We start from the raw sequence: 16076 nt of genomic DNA on the forward strand, positions 1-16076 counted from the left end.
GAAACTCGCATGCGCTACCCGCTCCGCTCCCTGTTCGCCCTGCTGCTCGCCCTTCTGGTCGCCGGCTGCGGCTTCCATCTGCGCGGCGCGGGCGGCAGCGACCTGCCCTACCGGACCATGTACATCGCCCTACCGGAAACGGCCGAAGTACGCATCTGGCTGGAACGCTACATCCGCAGCAGCGGCGACACCGAAATCGTCGGCGACGCCAAGCAGGCAGCCGCCGTTTTCCAGCAACTCGGCGACAACCGCCAGAAGACCATTCTCAGCGTCAATGCCCAAGGCCGCGTCCGCGAATACCGCCTGCAGCTGGATTACACCTTCCGCCTGGTCGACGGCCAGGGCCGGGAGCTCGTCGCCCCCAACAAGATTGCCCTGACCCGGGACATCAGCTTCGACGACTCCAGCGTGCTGACCAAGGACATCGAAGAAGGCATCCTCTGGCGCGACATGAACAATGACCTGGTCAACCAGATCATGCGCCGCCTGAGCCTGATCAAGCCCAAGGATCCGACGGCGACGGAAGAGGACTGATGCTGCTCAAGGCCGAGCAACTGGCGGCGCACCTCGAACGCGAGCTGCGTCCACTCTACGTGCTCTACGGCGACGAGCCGTTGCTGGTGCTCGAAGCGGCCGATGCGATTCGTGCCCGCGCGCGTAGCGCCGGCTACAACGAACGCGAAGTGCTGACCGTGCTGGCACAGTTCGACTGGGGGCAGTTACTCGCCGCCGGCGGCAACCTGTCGCTGTTCGGCGACCGCAAGCTGATCGACCTGCGCATTCCCGGCGGCAAACCGGGCAAGGAGGGCAGCGCGGCCTTGCAGCAGTGGTGCCAGAACCTGTCGTCCGACAATCTGCTGCTGATCACGCTGCCCGAGCTCGACTGGCGCGAGGAAAAGGCGGCCTGGTTCACCACGCTGGCCAATGCCGGCGTCGTCATCAAGCTGAATGCGCCACCGCTGGCCGAACTGCCCGGCTGGATCGCCGGCCGTCTGCGCCGGCAGCAGCAGAGCGCCGAACCGGAAAGCCTGAAGTTCATCGCCGAACGCGTCGAAGGCAATCTGCTCGCCGCCCACCAGGAAATCCAGAAACTGGCCCTGCTTTACCCAGCCAGCAAGCTGTCGCACGAGCAGATCCGCGACGCCGTGCTCAATGTCGCCCGCTACGATATCGAGGGACTACGCGAAGCCCTGCTGGTCGGCGACGTTGCTCGCCTGGCGCGCACGCTCGACGGATTGATGCAGGAAGGCGAAGCGCCGCCGCTGGTACTGTGGGCCATGTGCGAGGAAATCCGCGCCCTGGCAGCGATCCGCGGCGGGCTGGACAGCGGCCGCCCGCTCGATCTGCTGTTGAAGGATGCCAAAGTCTGGGGGCCGCGTCAGGTTCAGGTCAAACGGGCCTTGCAGCGTCTGAGCCAGAACCGCCTCGAAGCCGCGCTCAGGCATGCGGGACGGATCGACGCACTGATCAAGGGGATCGGTCGCGGCAATCTGTGGGATGAATTCCTGCAACTGGGCATCTCGCTGTGCAGGAGTTCGCGGCCGGCTTAAGCGGCCGGCGGCGCGGACGGTTCGTCCGGATCGAGATCTTCCCAGATGCAGTCGCACTCCCGGCGCACGTCGTGCAGCCCGGGTTTGCTGGCTTCCTGTACCAGGCACTCACCCTGGCACTCGTCGGAAACCACGACCAGTTTCATTTCAGCATCCACCTGGCGGTCACCATCCCAGTAGCTGCAGGTTGCGCAGACCTTGACTTCGGTCGGCAAAATCAGTTTTTCGGCCATCTTGTCCTCGACGGAAAGCCCTGTTGTCGTTGCGGTTAAGAGTTTACCTGCTTCTGGAAGTTCCCTGTAATTTGTCTGGCTATAATGTGTTTTTGCCTCATACCGACAAGCCCATGGACATCAAGGACTACATGCAGACGATCGGCCGCCAGGCCCGCGCCGCGTCGCGCCGTCTCGCCACCGCCACGACCGCCGAAAAGAACGCCGCCCTGCAGGCGATTGCCGACGCCATCCGCCGTGAAAAAGCCGCACTGCTCGCCGCCAATGCCGAGGATGTCGCCGCCGCCCGCGCCGCCGGTCTGGAGCCGGCCATGCTCGACCGCCTGACGCTGACCGACAAGGGCGTGGACAACATGGCCGAAGGCGTCGAACAGGTCGCCAAGCTGCCCGATCCGATCGGCGAGATGGGTGAGTTCAAGTTCCGCCCGTCCGGCATCCAGGTCGGCAAGATGCGCGTGCCGCTCGGTGTCATCGGCATCATCTACGAAGCCCGCCCGAACGTCACCGCCGACGCCGCCGCCCTCTGCCTGAAATCCGGCAACGCCGCCATCCTGCGCGGTGGCTCGGAAGCGATCCGCTGCAACCGCGCCATCGCTGCCCTGGTCCAGGAAGGTCTGCGCACCGCGGGCCTGCCGGCCGACTGTGTCCAGGTCGTCGACACCACCGACCGCGCCGCCGTGGGCGAGTTGATCACCATGCGCGAGTTCGTCGACGTCATCGTGCCGCGCGGCGGCAAAGGCCTGATCGCGCGGCTCCTGGCCGAATCCCGCGTGCCGATGATCCAGCACCTGGACGGCAACTGCCACGTCTACCTGGAAGAAGAAGCCGACCCGAACAAGGCACTGAAAATCGTCGAAAACGCCAAGACGCAGCGCTACGGCACCTGCAACACGGCCGAATCGCTACTCGTCGACCGCGCAGTTGCCGCCATGCTGCTGCCGCCGATCGCCCACATGCTGACCGCCAAGGGCGTCGAAATCCGCGGCTGCCAAGCAACCTGCGCCATCGTCCCGAACGCCGTCGCGGCCACGGAAGAGGATTACTACACCGAATTCCTGGCGCCGATCATTTCGGTCAAGGTCGTGGCCGACATCGACGAGGCCATCGCCCACATCAACCAGTATTCGTCGAAGCATACCGAAAGCATCGTCACCGACAACCATCCGAAGGCCATGCGCTTCCTGCGCGAAGTCGATTCGGCCTCGGTCATGATCAATGCCTCGACGCGCTTCGCCGACGGCTTCGAATACGGCCTGGGCGCCGAAATCGGCATCTCGACCGACAAGATCCACGCCCGTGGCCCGGTTGGTCTGGAAGGCCTGACCAGCCAGAAATGGATCGTCCTCGGCGACGGGCACGTCCGTGGCTAAGCCCAGCTTCAACTGGGAAGACCCGCTGCTGCTAGATTCACAACTGGCGGCCGACGAACGCCAGGTGCGCAACGCGGCGCGCAGCTTCGCGCAGAAGGCGCTGGCGCCGCGGGTGCGCGACGCCTTCCGCAACGAGCACACCGACCCGGCAATCTTCCGCGAGATGGGCGAGATGGGTCTGCTCGGCGCCACGCTGCCGCCGCGATACGGCGGCGCCGGGCTGAACTACGTCTCCTACGGCCTGATCGCCCGCGAAGTGGAATACGTCGATTCCGGCTACCGCTCGATGCTCAGCGTGCAGTCCTCGCTGGTCATGCTGCCGATCTTCGCCTTCGGCAGCGAGGCACAGAAACAGAAGTACCTGCCCGGCCTCGGTCGCGGCGAGCTGATCGGCTGCTTCGGGCTGACCGAACCCAACTCCGGTTCCGACCCCGGCAGCCTGGCCACCCGCGCCCGCGCCGTGCCCGGCGGCTGGAAGCTGTCCGGCAGCAAGATGTGGATCACCAATTCGCCGATTGCCGACGTTTTCGTCGTCTGGGCCAAGGACGACGAAAACGTCATTCGCGGCTTCATCCTCGACAAAGGCATGCCCGGCCTGAGTGCGCCGGCGATCCACGGCAAGGTCGGCCTGCGCGCCTCGATCACCGGCGAGATCGTCATGGACGAGGTGTTCGTCCCGACGGAAAACCGCCTCGACGTCGCCGGCCTGAAAGGTCCGTTCACCTGCCTGAATTCCGCCCGTTACGGCATCGCCTGGGGCACTTTAGGAGCCGCCGAAGCCTGCTGGCACACGGCCCGGCAATACACGCTGGACAGGAAGCAGTTCGACCGGCCGCTGGCAGCGAACCAGTTGGTACAGAAGAAACTCGCCGACATGCAGACCGAGATCACCCTCGGCATCCAGGGCGTACTGCGCCTGGGCCGGATGATGGACGACGGCAGCGCAACGCCGGAAATCGTTTCGCTGATGAAGCGCAATTCCTGCGGCAAGGCGCTCGACATCGCCCGTACGGCACGCGACATGCTCGGCGGCAACGGCATTTCCGACGAATTCGGCGTCATCCGCCATGTCGTCAATCTCGAAGTGGTCAATACCTACGAGGGTACGCATGACATCCACGCGCTCATACTTGGCCGCGCCCAGACCGGCATTTCCGCTTTCTGAACGGCCATGAAGGACTACCAAGCCATCGTCGCCGCCCCCGGTTTCTGTCTCGGCATCTGCTGCGACGCCGACGAAATCACCGCCATCGACTTCCTTGAGCCCCGCCCCACCCTGGCGCCGACCACCCCGCTCGCGGCCGAAGCCGTTCGACAGTTGCAAGCCTACCTGCGCGACCCGGCCAGTCCGTTCAGCCTGCCGCTCAAACCCGCCGGAACAAGCTTCCAGCGCCGCGTCTGGGAACAGATTTCAGCCATTCCCGGCGGCCGGACCGAAACCTACGGCCAACTGGCAAAAGCCCTGCACAACGCGCCGCGTGCCGTCGGCCAGGCCTGCGGCGCCAACCCTTACCCGGTGGTTGTCCCTTGCCACCGCGTTGTCGCCAGCCAGGGCGGGCTCGGCGGCTTCGCCCGCGAACGCGGCGGTTTCCTGCTCGAGGTCAAGCGCTGGCTGCTGCAGCATGAAAACGCCGAACTTGCCGCCAAGCCCCACTGACCTCGCCGAGATCGACCAGTTCTGCGACGCCCTCTGGCTGGAGGACGGTCTGGCCAAGGCAACGCTCGACAGCTACCGTTCCGACCTCGGCCGGCTGGCCGGCTGGCTCGCCGAACACGCGCATGAGCCGCTGCTCGACCTGCGTGAAACGACGCTGACCGCCTTCGTCGCCCACCTGTCACGTAGCACGCGCGCCAGCTCGCAGGCGCGCTACCTGTCCACATTGCGCCGCTTCTTCCGCTGGCAGGTCGGGCGCGGTCGCATCGTCAGTGACCCGACGCTGAAACTCTCCAACCCCAGCCTGCCGTCGCGCCTGCCCAAGGTCATGTCGGAACAGCAGGTCGCCAACCTGCTCGCCGCGCCCGACCTCGACACGCCACTCGGTCGGCGCGACCGGGCCATGCTCGAGACCCTGTACGCGACCGGGCTACGTGTTTCCGAGCTGGTCAATCTGAAATTGCACGAGGTCAGCCTGGCCGATGGCGTGCTGCGCGCCTTTGGCAAGGGCAGCAAGGAAAGGCTGGTGCCGCTCGGTGAGCAGGCCATCGACTGGATTGCCGACTACCTGAAGACAGCGCGCGCCGCCATCCTGCACGACCAGGTCAGCGACGCCCTGTTCGTCACCGCCCGCGGCGGCGCCATGACTCGTCATGCCTTCTGGCATCTGGTCAAGCGCTACGCGCTGGTGGCCGGGATCGACCCGGCGAAACTGTCGCCACACGTGCTGCGCCACGCCTTCGCCACGCATCTGCTCAACCACGGCGCCGACCTGCGCGTCGTCCAGCTGCTGCTCGGCCACGCCGACATCTCGACCACACAGATCTATACCCACGTTGCCCGCGAACGGCTGAAGTCGCTGCATGCGATGCATCATCCGCGCGGTTAGAATGCCGCCATGAGCAAGCCAGAACACGCCCCCGAAACTCCGGCGACCAAGTTCCTGAAAGCGAACAAGGTCAGTTTCACCCCGCATCTCTACGCCTATGAAGAACACGGCGGCACCCGCGTCTCGGCACGCGAACTCGGCGTCGACGAACATGCCGTGGTCAAGACACTGGTCTTCGAAGACGAGAGCGCCAAGCCGCTGATCGTGCTCATGCACGGCGATTGCAAGGTGTCGACCAAGGAACTGGCGCGGCAGATTCCGTGCAAGAAGGTCGAACCCTGCAAGCCGGAAGTCGCCAACCGCCACACCGGCTTCCTGGTCGGCGGCACCAGTCCGTTCGGCACGAAGAAGGCGATGCCGGTGTTCGTCGAGCGCAGCATCCTCGAATTGCCGCTGATTTACATCAACGGCGGCAAGCGCGGCTTCCTGGTCGGTATCGATCCGGCCATCCTGAGCAGCGTACTCAAGGCAAAACCGGTCGACGCCGCCCTACCAAATTAAACCCAGCTATCGCCAAAATTTAATCAATCGATTAGATCAATCGACGGTCACGGCATAAAGTTCCTCCATCACAAGGAGAAAGCCATGACCCAGATCGTTGCCCGCCACTACGCCCGCCCCGCCGCCCGCAAGCACTTGTGGACCGGCATTGCCATGGCCGTCGTCGCCCTGGCCTTCGGCATCGACCAGGCCGGACAATGGTTTGCCGCCCACCCGATGGCCCTGACCGGCCTCCAGGCCAGTCTGTTCGCCGGCCTGGCCACGGGTCTTGGCGCCATTCCCGTACTCTTCATGCGCCGCCCGACGGAACGCCTGATGGCGCCGATGCTCGGCCTCGCCGGCGGCATGATGCTCGCCGCCAGCCTGTTCTCATTGCTCGTCCCGGCCGTGCAGACGATCGCCACCAGCAGCGCCCCGCTCGGCCTCGGCATCGCCACCGCGCTGGCCCTGCTCGGCGGTGCTGCGATGATGCACTGGATGGACACGCGGACCGAACACAGCCACGTCGAATCGGTCGACAGCAGCCGGGCGCTGCCGCAGGTCGGCCTGGTCGTCGCCGCCATCGCCCTGCACAACGTCCCGGAAGGTCTGGCGGTCGGTGTTGCTGCGGCCTCCGGCGTCGATCACGGAATGACGCTCGGCATCGCCATCCAGAACGTACCCGAAGGCTGGATCGTCGCCAGCGCCATGATCGCCCTCGGTGCCGGCCCGCTGCGCGCCACCTTGATGGCCTTGGCCACCGGCCTGGTCGAACCGGTCGGCGGTTTGTTCGGGGTGATTGCCAGCACGGCAGCCGGCGCCGCCCTGCCGCTGGCGCTCGCCGCGGCGGCCGGCGCCATGCTCTGGGTGGTCAGCCACGAACTGATCCCGGCCTCGCACCGCCCGGGGCGCGAAGCTGCCGGCACCGCCGGCCTGCTCGCCGGTTTCGCGGTGATGACGACGCTGGCGGTCGGACTTTAAATCGAGCGCTCGATGACCACGCCGACGCGCTTGACGCCGGGCATCATGCCAAGTTTGGCGACCGAAACGCGGACCCACTGCGCAGCGAAGTTCTCCAGCAGCCAGGTGGCGATGTGCTCGGTCAGCTTCTCCAGCAGGTTGAAATGGCTGGCGGCGAGGTCCTTGCGCAGGCGCTCGACGACGACCGCGTAGTCCACGGTATCGCGAATGTCGTCGCTGGCCCCGGCCGAGGTCGTCGATACACCGATGTGCAGCGTGATTTCGACCGTCTGCGGCACGGCCTTTTCGCGCGGATAGATGCCTATCCACGTTTCGGCGCGCAGTTCCTCGATGAAAATGATGTCCATGTGACGGTCGACCGTGATCCGGGGTGTAAAATTCGCCGCGATTGTACCTCCGAGACCGCCAAAACCCATGGAAATCCTGCTCGCCATCCTTGCTGCCTACCTGCTTGGCTCCGTGCCCTTCGCGATGATTTCGTCGAAGCTGTTCGGCCTCGCCGACCCGCGCACCTACGGTTCGGGCAACCCCGGCGCGACCAACGTGCTGCGCAGCGGCAACAAGAAAGCCGCCCTGTTCACTTTGATCGGCGACGCCCTCAAAGGCTGGCTGGCCGTCTTCCTCGCACAGCAGGCCGAACTCTCCGGCATGACCGTCGGCTTCGTCGCACTGGCCGTGTTCTTCGGCCACCTGTTCCCGATCTTCCTCAAATTCAAGGGCGGCAAGGGCGTTGCCACCGCTGCCGGCGCGCTGCTCGCGCTCGATCCCATCCTCGGCCTGATGGTCCTCGGCACCTGGCTGCTGGTCGCCTATGTGTCGCGCTATTCCTCGCTCGCCGCCCTCATCGCCGCCGGCACCGCACCGCTGTACTCGGCGCTGATGCACGGCACCAACGGTCAGTTTGCCGTCGTCGGCATCATCGCCATGGCCCTGATCATCAAGCACTGGCAGAACCTGCAACGCCTGATGGCTGGCCAGGAAAGCAAGATCGGCAGCAAGAAGAAGGGATAGCGGCAAGGCATCGGCCGGATGCAGAAAATCGATTGGTCGCCGGCACTGAGCTTGCCTAAAGTGAGCAGGTCAGCAATGCACAGGAGACCATCATGCTCAGCCGCCTCATTCAATCCCTGATCGGCGACGAAGCGCCCTGGGAAAACTACCTCGACATCTTCGCCAGCCTGCCGGAAAACTTCTGAGCCGCCGGCAGCCATGGGTAAAAAGGACTGTTGCGGCAAGAAGCCGGCGTGCCGGAAATGCCCGAAACGCAGGAATCAGCTCGACTTTTCCGTCATCTGCATCAACGGCCAGCGCGGCTGCACGCTGAAACTGCCGGCCGGCTTGGCCGTGGAACCGGCCTGCAATCTGAGGCAACCGGCCAGCGCGATCATGGCGCCGTTGTCGGTACAGAAGGCCAGTTCCGGGTAATGCACGCGGAAGCGCTTGCGCTTCGCCTCATCGTCGAGCATGGCCCGCAGTTGCCGGTTGGCACCGACGCCGCCGGCCACGACCAGGCGCTTGAGGCCGGTCTGCTTCAGCGCCTTCAACGACTTTTTCACCAGCACCTCGACGATGGCTTCCTGGAAAGCCCGCGCCGCGTCGGCCCGGAAGTCGTCGCTCAGCGGCTCGGCCTGCTCACGCACCAGCGTCAGCACCGCCGTCTTCAAACCGGAGAAGCTGAAGTTGAGGTCGGCGGAATGCAGCATCGGCCGCGGCAGGCTGTATTTTTCCGGATCGCCGCGCTCGGCCAGTTGCGACAGCAAGGCACCCCCAGGATAAGGCAGCCCGAGCAGTTTGGCGCTCTTGTCGAAGGCTTCGCCGGCGGCGTCGTCAAGCGTCTCGCCGAGCAGTTCGTACTCACCGACGCCGGTCACCTTCATCAATTGCGTGTGACCGCCGGACACCAGCAGGGCGATGAACGGGAAAGCCGGCGGATCCGCCGACAGCAGCGGCGACAACAGATGCCCTTCGAGGTGATGCACGGGTATGGTCGGCTTGTCGAGTGCCAATGCCAGCGCTTCGGCAAAGGCACAGCCGACCAGCAGCGCGCCTGACAGGCCGGGCCCGCGCGTGTAGGCGACGGCATCGACCTCGGCCAGACTGCGGCCGGCCTGCGCCAGCGCTGTCCGCAGCAGCGGAACAACACGCCGGATGTGGTCGCGCGACGCCAGTTCGGGAACGACGCCACCGTACTCGGCGTGCATCGCCACCTGCGAGTGCAGCGCATGCGCGAGCAGGCCGGCTTCACTGTCGTAAAGCGCGATACCGGTTTCGTCGCAGGAAGATTCAACACCGAGGATCAACATGGGCGCGCATTTTAGCACTTGATCGACCGAGCCGATCTCGCATAGAATGCTTGGCTGTCCGCGAAATGCGGAATCATTTTTGCGCGCACTGCCGTTTACTTGACCTGGCAGGCGCCTAACGGAAGGGGGTGATTTATATGCCGAACATTCGTGTCAAGGAAAACGAGCCGTTCGAGGTGGCCATTCGCCGCTTCAAGCGCACTGTCGAGAAGACGGGCCTCCTGACCGAGCTGCGCGCCCGTGAGTTTTACGAAAAGCCCACCGCCGAGCGCAAGCGCAAGGCTGCTGCTGCCGTCAAACGCCAGAACAAGCGCCTCCGCAGCCTGACCCTGCCGCCGAAGATGTACTGATCGAGTACGCCTTTGCTGCAAAATAAAAGCCGCCCGCCCTCAAAAGCTGGCGGCTTTGTGTTTTTTACCGCCGAACTTCACCCAGGTAAGCCATGAGCCTGAAAGCACGCATCACCGAAGACATGAAAACGGCCATGAAGGCCAAGGAAGCGACCCGCCTGGCGACCATCCGCCTGCTGCTCGCCGCGATCAAGCAGAAGGAAGTCGACGAGCGCGTCGAACTCGACGATGCCGCCGTCGCCGCCGTCATCGAAAAGCTGGTCAAGCAGCGCAAGGACAGCGTCGCCCAGTACCAGGCCGCCGCCCGCCAGGACCTGGCCGACGCCGAACAGGCCGAAATCGCCATCCTCGCCGCCTACCTGCCGGAAAAGATGAGCACCGAGGAAAGCGCCGCCGCCGTTGCCGCAGCAGTCGCCGAAACCGGCGCCAGCGGACCGGCCGACATGGGCAAGCTGATGGCCGTCCTCAAGCCGCGCCTGGCCGGCAAGGCCGACATGGCCGAGGTTTCGAAACTGGTCAAGGCCGCCCTGGCCGGCTAAGCGCGTCGTGATCCCGGAAAGCTTCATTCAGGATCTGCTGGCCCGGGTCGACATCGTCGACCTGGTCGACAGCTATGTCCCGCTGAAGAAGGCCGGCGCCAATTACGCCGCCTGCTGCCCTTTCCACAACGAGAAATCCCCGTCGTTCACGGTCAGCCCGACCAAGCAGTTCTACCACTGCTTCGGTTGCGGCGCGCACGGCACGGCGATCGGTTTCGTCATGGAATACCAGGGCATTGGCTTTGTCGACGCGGTCAAGGAACTGGCTTCGCGGGTCGGCATGACGGTCCCGGACAGTGGCGATTTCTCGCCGGAAAAATACGGCCAGACACGCAATCTGGTCGAAATCATGAGTCGCGCCGCCGCCTGGTACAAGGAGCAGTTGCGCCGCTCCGACAAGGCCATCGCCTATTGCAAGAAACGCGGACTCAGCGGCGAGATCGCCGCCCGCTACGGCATGGGTTACGCGCCCGACGGCTGGAATGGCCTGAAGAGCATTTTCCCCGACTACGACAGCGATGAGCTCAAGCTCGCCGGCCTGGTCATCGACAACGACTCCGGCCGCCGCTACGACCGCTTCCGCGACCGGCTGATGATCCCCATCGTCAACCCCAAGGGCGACATCATCGCTTTCGGCGGACGCATCATCGACCAGGGCGAACCGAAGTACCTGAACTCGCCGGAAACCCCGCTGTTCGAAAAAGGCCGCGAACTGTTCGGCCTGCCGCAGGCGCGCCAGGCCATGCGTGAAACCAACACAGCCATCGTCACCGAAGGCTACATGGACGTCATCGCGCTGGCCCAGAATGGCGTCGGCAACGCCGTCGCCACGCTCGGCACGGCGACCACGCCGACGCATGTGCAAAAGCTCTTGCGTCAGGTCGACCGCATCGTCTTCTGCTTCGACGGCGACAACGCCGGCCGCAAGGCCGCCTGGCGGGCGCTGGAAAACGCGCTGGAAGCACTGGCCGACAACAAGCAGATCGGTTTCGTCTTCCTGCCCGCCGAGCACGACCCCGACAGCTTCATCCGCGAACACGGCAAGGCCGAATTCGACCGCCAGGTGACGCAAGCCATGCCGCTGTCGGATTTCCTGCTGCGCGAACTCGCGCAGCGCTGCGACCTGACCAGCTCGGAAGGCAAGGCCAAGCTGATCTACGAAGCCAAGCCGCTGCTGCTCAAGCTACCGACGCCGCTGCTCCGGCTGCAACTGGTCAAGCGCCTGGCCGAAGCCAGCGGCTTCGCCCAGCAGGAAGTCGAGCGCTTGTGCGAACTCAAGTCCTACGCGCCGGCCGCACCGCCGAAAGCCAGGCGCAGCGCGCCGTCGCTGACCCGCAACCTGCTGCGCATCGTCCTGCACAAGCCGCTGCTGGCCGCACAACTCCCGGGCGAACTTCTCCCCGACACCCCAGAGCGTCCGGCACTGCTGCGCCTGCAAGAACTGGTCCGCGCCGGCAACGGCAGCCAGGGCTACGCCGCCTTGCGCGAGCAACTGCGCGGCCTTCCGGAAGAGCAGATCATCGAGGCCGCGGCGTCGGAACTTCTCGGCCTGCCGTTTGACGAAGAAGAGGCCGAGGCGGAATTCCGCGCCACCGTGGAAAAACTCCAGGAAGGCGGACAGATGCGCCAGTTCGCCGAATTACAGGTCAAAGCCCAGCAATTCGGCGTCGCCGGTCTGTCCGCCGCCGAAAAGCAGGCCTACATCCAGTTTCTAAGCACCCGGGGAAATCGCAGCTAAGTTGTGGTAAAATTTACGGTTTTCTCCAATTACATGGATCGTGTTCATGGCTAAGGCAAAAGACACCGCTAAGGAAGCTCCCAAGGCTCGCACCAGCAAGGCCAAGGATAAGGCTGCCGAAAAGGCGCTGCTCGAAGGCGCGATGGCAGAAACCCCGCAACCGCTCGACGCTGAAGCGCGCAAGATGCGCCTCAAGGCGCTGATCAAGCTGGGCAAGGAACGCGGTTACCTGACTTACGCCGAAATCAACGACCACCTGCCCGACGATGTCGTCGATGCCGAGTCGATCGAGGCGATCATTTCGACCTTCAGCGAAATGAGCATCCAGGTCTTCGACGAAGCCCCGGCTGCCGAAGACCTGCTGATGTCCGACACCGCTGCCGGCGCCGCCGACGATGAGGAAGTCGAAGCCCAGGCCGAACAGGCACTGTCCACCGTCGATTCCGAATTCGGCCGGACCACCGACCCGGTGCGCATGTACATGCGCGAAATGGGCTCGGTCGAACTACTCACCCGCGAGGGCGAAATCGAGATCGCCAAGCGCATCGAGGAAGGCCTGAAGCACATGATCCAGGCCATCTCGGCCTGCCCGACGACGATTGCCGACATCCTCGACATGGCCGCCAAGGTCGAAACCGACGAGATGCGCATCGACGAACTGATCGACGGCCTGATCGACCCGAACGCCGTCGAGGAAGAGCCGGCAGCCGAAGCCAGCGCCATCGAGAGCGACGACGACAGCGATGACGACGAAGAGGGCGGTGAAGAAGGCGGCGGCGCCGCTGCAGCCTCGCTGCTGCAACTGAAGACCGAAGGCCTGGAACGCTTCAAGGCCATTCGCGCAATCCACGCCAAGATGCAGAAGACCCTTGGCAGCAAGGGCTCGCAGGACAAGGCCTACCTCAAGCTGCAACAGCAGCTGTCCGACGAACTGATGAACATCCGCTTCACCTCGCGCTGCATCGAGCGCCTGTGCGATAGCGTGCGCGGCATGGTCGAGGAAGTTCGCGGCTGCGAACGCAAGATCCAGAACATCTGCGTTGACCGCGTGCGCATGCCGCGCCAGCACTTCATCCAGTCCTTCCCGGGCAACGAAATCAACCTCGACTGGGTCGAGGCCGAAATCGCCGCCGCCCCGAAGACCTACGTTGCCATCCTGACCCGCAGCGCGCCGGATATCCAGGAAGAACAGCGCAAGCTGCTCGCCCTGCAGGACCGCATCGGCATTCCGCTGAAGGAACTGAAGGACATCAACAAGCAGATGTCCACCGGCGAAGCCAAGGCCCGCCGCGCCAAGCGCGAGATGACCGAGGCCAACCTGCGCCTGGTCATCTCGATTGCCAAGAAATACACCAACCGCGGCCTGCAGTTCCTCGACCTGATCCAGGAAGGCAACATCGGCCTGATGAAGGCAGTGGACAAGTTCGAATACCGTCGCGGCTACAAGTTCTCGACCTACGCCACCTGGTGGATCCGCCAGGCCATCACCCGCTCCATCGCCGACCAGGCGCGGACCATCCGCATCCCGGTGCACATGATCGAAACGATCAACAAGATGAACCGGATCAGCCGCCAGATTCTGCAGGAAACCGGTTCCGAACCCGATCCGGCGACCCTGGCCAAGAAGATGGACATGCCGGAAGACAAGATCCGCAAGATCATGAAGATTTCCAAGGAGCCGATCTCCATGGAAACGCCGATCGGCGACGACGACGACTCCCATCTCGGCGACTTCATCGAAGACCACACCACGCTGGCCCCGGCCGACGCGGCGATGTTCTCCAGCCTGCGCGGCGTCACCAAGGACATTCTCGACAGCCTGACGACCCGCGAAGCCAAGGTCCTGCGCATGCGTTTCGGCATCGAAATGAATACCGACCACACACTGGAAGAAGTCGGCAAGCAGTTCGACGTCACCCGCGAGCGTATCCGCCAGATCGAAGCCAAGGCACTGCGCAAGCTGCGCCACCCGAGCCGCTCCGACAAACTGCGCAGCTTCCTCGACCCGACCGGCAACTAAGCTTTCCGGGCCTGTAGCTCAGTTGGTCAGAGCAGAGGACTCATAAGCTTGTATTTGAAGTAGATTTTCGGGCTCTTAGCTCAGTTGGTCAGAGCAGGCGACTCATAATCGCTTGGTCACTGGTTCAAGTCCAGTAGGGCCCACCAACACAGGGTTTCAGGGGTTTTTAACTCCTGAAACCCCACCCCAAAACATCCCATTTGTCATGGTTTATTTTGGAGTGCCGCAAGGCTGGGAAAAGACGAAAAAAATATCTCGCTCCCTTTTCGCTCCCCCCTTGGAGTCTAACGGGGCGTCACAAGGAGGCGAATATGGCCGATTTGAGGATATACACAGAGGAGGAACTAGCTTTCCTCCGCCAGCTTCCGGATCTGCCGGATGAACTCTCGTTGACACCCGAGCAGACGTCCATCGTCATTGGGGAGTCGCTCGACTGGCTGCGCAAGAAGCGCCAAGGAAGCGAAGGCGCAGGACCACCCTTTGAAGAGCACGGCAACGAAAAGAACATCCGCTACCCCCTTGGCGGTGTTCGACGCTGGAAACGTGACCGCACCTTCTCGACGACGCGCGAAGCAAAAGAAGCCCGAACATACGGCCGCCTCTCCACCTTCGTCGGATCGGGCTCCCTTATGGATACAGAAACTTTCCGCGACGGACCAGACGGTCGTCCGCGCATCTGCGACCAAGGAGAACCGGATTCATACAGCCTAAGCCTTGACGATTTTCTGGCTCGCGTTCGTGACGCGGCAAGAAACAAGGCCTTGCGGGACCAAGTGGATGAGTTTGGAATTGCCGCGTTACCGGGCGCTGAAACAATGGGTCACAGAGGCTTATAGAATACTTAAATCACCAGCTTGCTGCCCCTCAGACGTGCCAGCCTCTGATTCGCACTTGAAGCTCTTTATCCCCGTCAGATCAGTTGAATCCGCAAATAAGAACCGCTCATCGCATGAGGAAGCATGCGTAATACGGAAGCTGACCGGCGAACCGGCGAAACCGCAGGAAAAGTACGCCCTCCTGAAAATACGGGCGGATCTTTGCGGTAGCTTAGAATCATCTTGCCGAACAAACAGAACACGAAAGAAAGGGGAATCTGGGAATGAATGTTTCAAAGCAACTCGACGATCTGCCGACAAAAACTATTGAGGCGGCATCCGAGGCTCTGCTCGCATACGAGAGCGAAACTGATGAATGGATTTGCGAGAACCAGGACGAGGACGGTGAATACGACGACGAGGCCTACGACTCGTTCTGCGAGGAAATCCTGCCAGAGATTCTTGGTGAGGCCGGGGTGAGCGAGAGCGATTTCTCACTCCTGATGAGCGCGTCCTGCGGCGATTGGGAGGTGATCACAGATGCGATGGAAAACGAGCTCAACCGGGAGATCGTCCAGCGAGTCTTCTCTCGTATCTAAAACCGGCTCGCCTCACGGGGGCATCACGATGCCTTGCTTTTCGCTGCGCTCCCGAAACAAGAAACGACACTCCCGCACGGGGTGCCGTTTCTGCGCCATGCATGAGACTGCTATCTACCTTATTAGCATGCAGCATTTATAAGTTGAGACGGTACGCTTTCAATACCTCGGCATGCAACATGCTGGCGGATATCTTGGAGTCCAGCGTCACGAGCGTCACTCATACTGAAACCCCCTCGGTCACTCGACACTGAATAGGCGTAGGCCTGTGATGCCTCGACGTCCGCATCGAGCAAAAAACTCTCCGTTCCATTGACTTCCTTCAACGCCAGCTCCACCGCCTCGGAAGCACTTTCTGCCTCGACTTCGATAGTGCCTGCATACTGAATAAGTTGCTCGACACGAACCTCATAGGTCTTTTTCATCTCATTTTCCTTTCATATTCAGTTTTAACAAGATTCGCCACATCTGAGATTATGGGCTAAACAGGAACAGATTCGTGCAGTCTTCCACAGATGCGAACTCCATGATCCAATACCTCATTTGTGACATTGG

General features: G+C 62.9%; 19 protein-coding genes and 1 tRNA gene. 16 read left to right on the forward strand and 4 right to left on the reverse strand.

Annotated features, from left to right (window positions below):
- Positions 1-9 precede the first annotated feature (9 nt).
- Entirely contained in the window at positions 10-534 is a 525-nt protein-coding gene (gene lptE / locus Q0799_RS05320) for an LPS assembly lipoprotein LptE (protein WP_298395313.1), read from the forward strand.
- Positions 534-1550 carry a DNA polymerase III subunit delta gene (holA, locus tag Q0799_RS05325; RefSeq protein ID WP_298395316.1) on the forward strand — a complete coding sequence of 339 codons (1017 nt, stop codon included), beginning with the start codon at positions 534-536 and terminating at the stop codon, positions 1548-1550. Before lptE ends, holA begins: the two co-directional genes overlap by 1 nt.
- On the opposite strand, the gene Q0799_RS05330 is transcribed toward holA, so the two are convergent.
- Positions 1547-1783, reverse strand: a complete 237-nt coding sequence (locus Q0799_RS05330) for a hypothetical protein (protein WP_298395318.1) — start codon at positions 1781-1783, stop codon at positions 1547-1549. The genes holA and Q0799_RS05330 overlap by 4 nt on opposite strands.
- 113 nt (positions 1784-1896) lie before the next feature.
- Here Q0799_RS05330 and Q0799_RS05335 point away from each other — a divergent pair, with 113 nt between their 5' ends.
- From Q0799_RS05335 to Q0799_RS05360, 6 genes are all read left to right on the forward strand, one after another.
- Complete coding sequence (locus tag Q0799_RS05335; protein WP_298395321.1) at positions 1897-3153, forward strand: glutamate-5-semialdehyde dehydrogenase; 1257 nt, start codon at positions 1897-1899, stop codon at positions 3151-3153.
- Entirely contained in the window at positions 3146-4318 is a 1173-nt protein-coding gene (locus tag Q0799_RS05340) for an acyl-CoA dehydrogenase (RefSeq protein WP_298395324.1), read from the forward strand. The genes Q0799_RS05335 and Q0799_RS05340 overlap by 8 nt, the downstream gene beginning before the upstream one ends.
- Before the next feature lie 6 nt (positions 4319-4324).
- Entirely contained in the window at positions 4325-4810 is a 486-nt protein-coding gene (locus Q0799_RS05345; RefSeq protein WP_298395327.1) for a methylated-DNA--[protein]-cysteine S-methyltransferase, read from the forward strand.
- Entirely contained in the window at positions 4776-5696 is a 921-nt protein-coding gene (xerD, locus tag Q0799_RS05350; RefSeq protein ID WP_298395330.1) for a site-specific tyrosine recombinase XerD, read from the forward strand. Before Q0799_RS05345 ends, xerD begins: the two co-directional genes overlap by 35 nt.
- Before the next feature lie 9 nt (positions 5697-5705).
- The gene (locus Q0799_RS05355) at positions 5706-6197 is read left to right on the forward strand and encodes an aminoacyl-tRNA deacylase (protein WP_298395333.1); all 492 of its coding nucleotides are present in this window, start codon (positions 5706-5708) and stop codon (positions 6195-6197) included.
- 84 nt (positions 6198-6281) lie between these two features.
- Complete coding sequence (locus tag Q0799_RS05360) at positions 6282-7157, forward strand: ZIP family metal transporter (RefSeq protein ID WP_298395336.1); 876 nt, start codon at positions 6282-6284, stop codon at positions 7155-7157.
- Here the strand turns inward: Q0799_RS05360 and Q0799_RS05365 are convergent.
- Positions 7154-7504, reverse strand: a complete 351-nt coding sequence (locus Q0799_RS05365; protein ID WP_028995137.1) for a dihydroneopterin aldolase — start codon at positions 7502-7504, stop codon at positions 7154-7156. The two genes, Q0799_RS05360 and Q0799_RS05365, sit on opposite strands and share 4 nt — an antisense overlap.
- Positions 7505-7571: 67 nt before the next feature.
- On the opposite strand from Q0799_RS05365, the gene plsY reads away from it, so the two are divergent.
- Positions 7572-8168, forward strand: coding sequence for a glycerol-3-phosphate 1-O-acyltransferase PlsY (gene plsY / locus Q0799_RS05370; RefSeq protein ID WP_298395342.1), 597 nt, complete (start codon positions 7572-7574; stop codon positions 8166-8168).
- Between the two features lie 260 nt (positions 8169-8428).
- On the opposite strand, the gene tsaD is transcribed toward plsY, so the two are convergent.
- On the reverse strand, positions 8429-9460 hold the full coding sequence (gene tsaD, locus Q0799_RS05375) for a tRNA (adenosine(37)-N6)-threonylcarbamoyltransferase complex transferase subunit TsaD (protein ID WP_298395345.1): 1032 nt from the start codon (positions 9458-9460) through the stop codon (positions 8429-8431).
- A 137-nt stretch (positions 9461-9597) separates the two neighbouring features.
- On the opposite strand from tsaD, the gene rpsU reads away from it, so the two are divergent.
- The 7 genes from rpsU (at position 9598) to Q0799_RS05410 (ending at position 15521) form a co-directional block, all read left to right on the forward strand.
- Positions 9598-9810, forward strand: a complete 213-nt coding sequence (rpsU, locus tag Q0799_RS05380) for a 30S ribosomal protein S21 (protein ID WP_028995140.1) — start codon at positions 9598-9600, stop codon at positions 9808-9810.
- 92 nt (positions 9811-9902) lie between these two features.
- A complete protein-coding gene (locus Q0799_RS05385) occupies positions 9903-10349 on the forward strand; it encodes a GatB/YqeY domain-containing protein (protein WP_298395349.1) in 447 nt (148 codons plus the stop codon).
- A 7-nt stretch (positions 10350-10356) separates the two neighbouring features.
- Positions 10357-12087 (forward strand): DNA primase, encoded by a 1731-nt coding sequence (gene dnaG / locus Q0799_RS05390; RefSeq protein WP_298395352.1) that lies wholly within the window; start codon positions 10357-10359, stop codon positions 12085-12087.
- Between the two features lie 40 nt (positions 12088-12127).
- The gene (gene rpoD, locus Q0799_RS05395) at positions 12128-14107 is read left to right on the forward strand and encodes an RNA polymerase sigma factor RpoD (protein ID WP_298395355.1); all 1980 of its coding nucleotides are present in this window, start codon (positions 12128-12130) and stop codon (positions 14105-14107) included.
- Positions 14108-14176: 69 nt separating this feature from the next.
- A tRNA-Ile gene (locus Q0799_RS05400) sits at positions 14177-14253 on the forward strand.
- 165 nt (positions 14254-14418) lie between these two features.
- Positions 14419-14943, forward strand: coding sequence for a hypothetical protein (locus tag Q0799_RS05405; RefSeq protein ID WP_298395358.1), 525 nt, complete (start codon positions 14419-14421; stop codon positions 14941-14943).
- 263 nt (positions 14944-15206) lie between these two features.
- A complete protein-coding gene (locus Q0799_RS05410; RefSeq protein WP_298395361.1) occupies positions 15207-15521 on the forward strand; it encodes a hypothetical protein in 315 nt (104 codons plus the stop codon).
- 122 nt (positions 15522-15643) lie between these two features.
- Here the strand turns inward: Q0799_RS05410 and Q0799_RS05415 are convergent, their stop codons facing one another.
- Positions 15644-15946 (reverse strand): hypothetical protein, encoded by a 303-nt coding sequence (locus Q0799_RS05415; protein WP_298395364.1) that lies wholly within the window; start codon positions 15944-15946, stop codon positions 15644-15646.
- Positions 15947-16076: the final 130 nt, after the last annotated feature.

It is taken from the genome of uncultured Azonexus sp. (assembly GCF_937982035.1).
GTDB lineage: Bacteria > Pseudomonadota > Gammaproteobacteria > Burkholderiales > Rhodocyclaceae > Azonexus.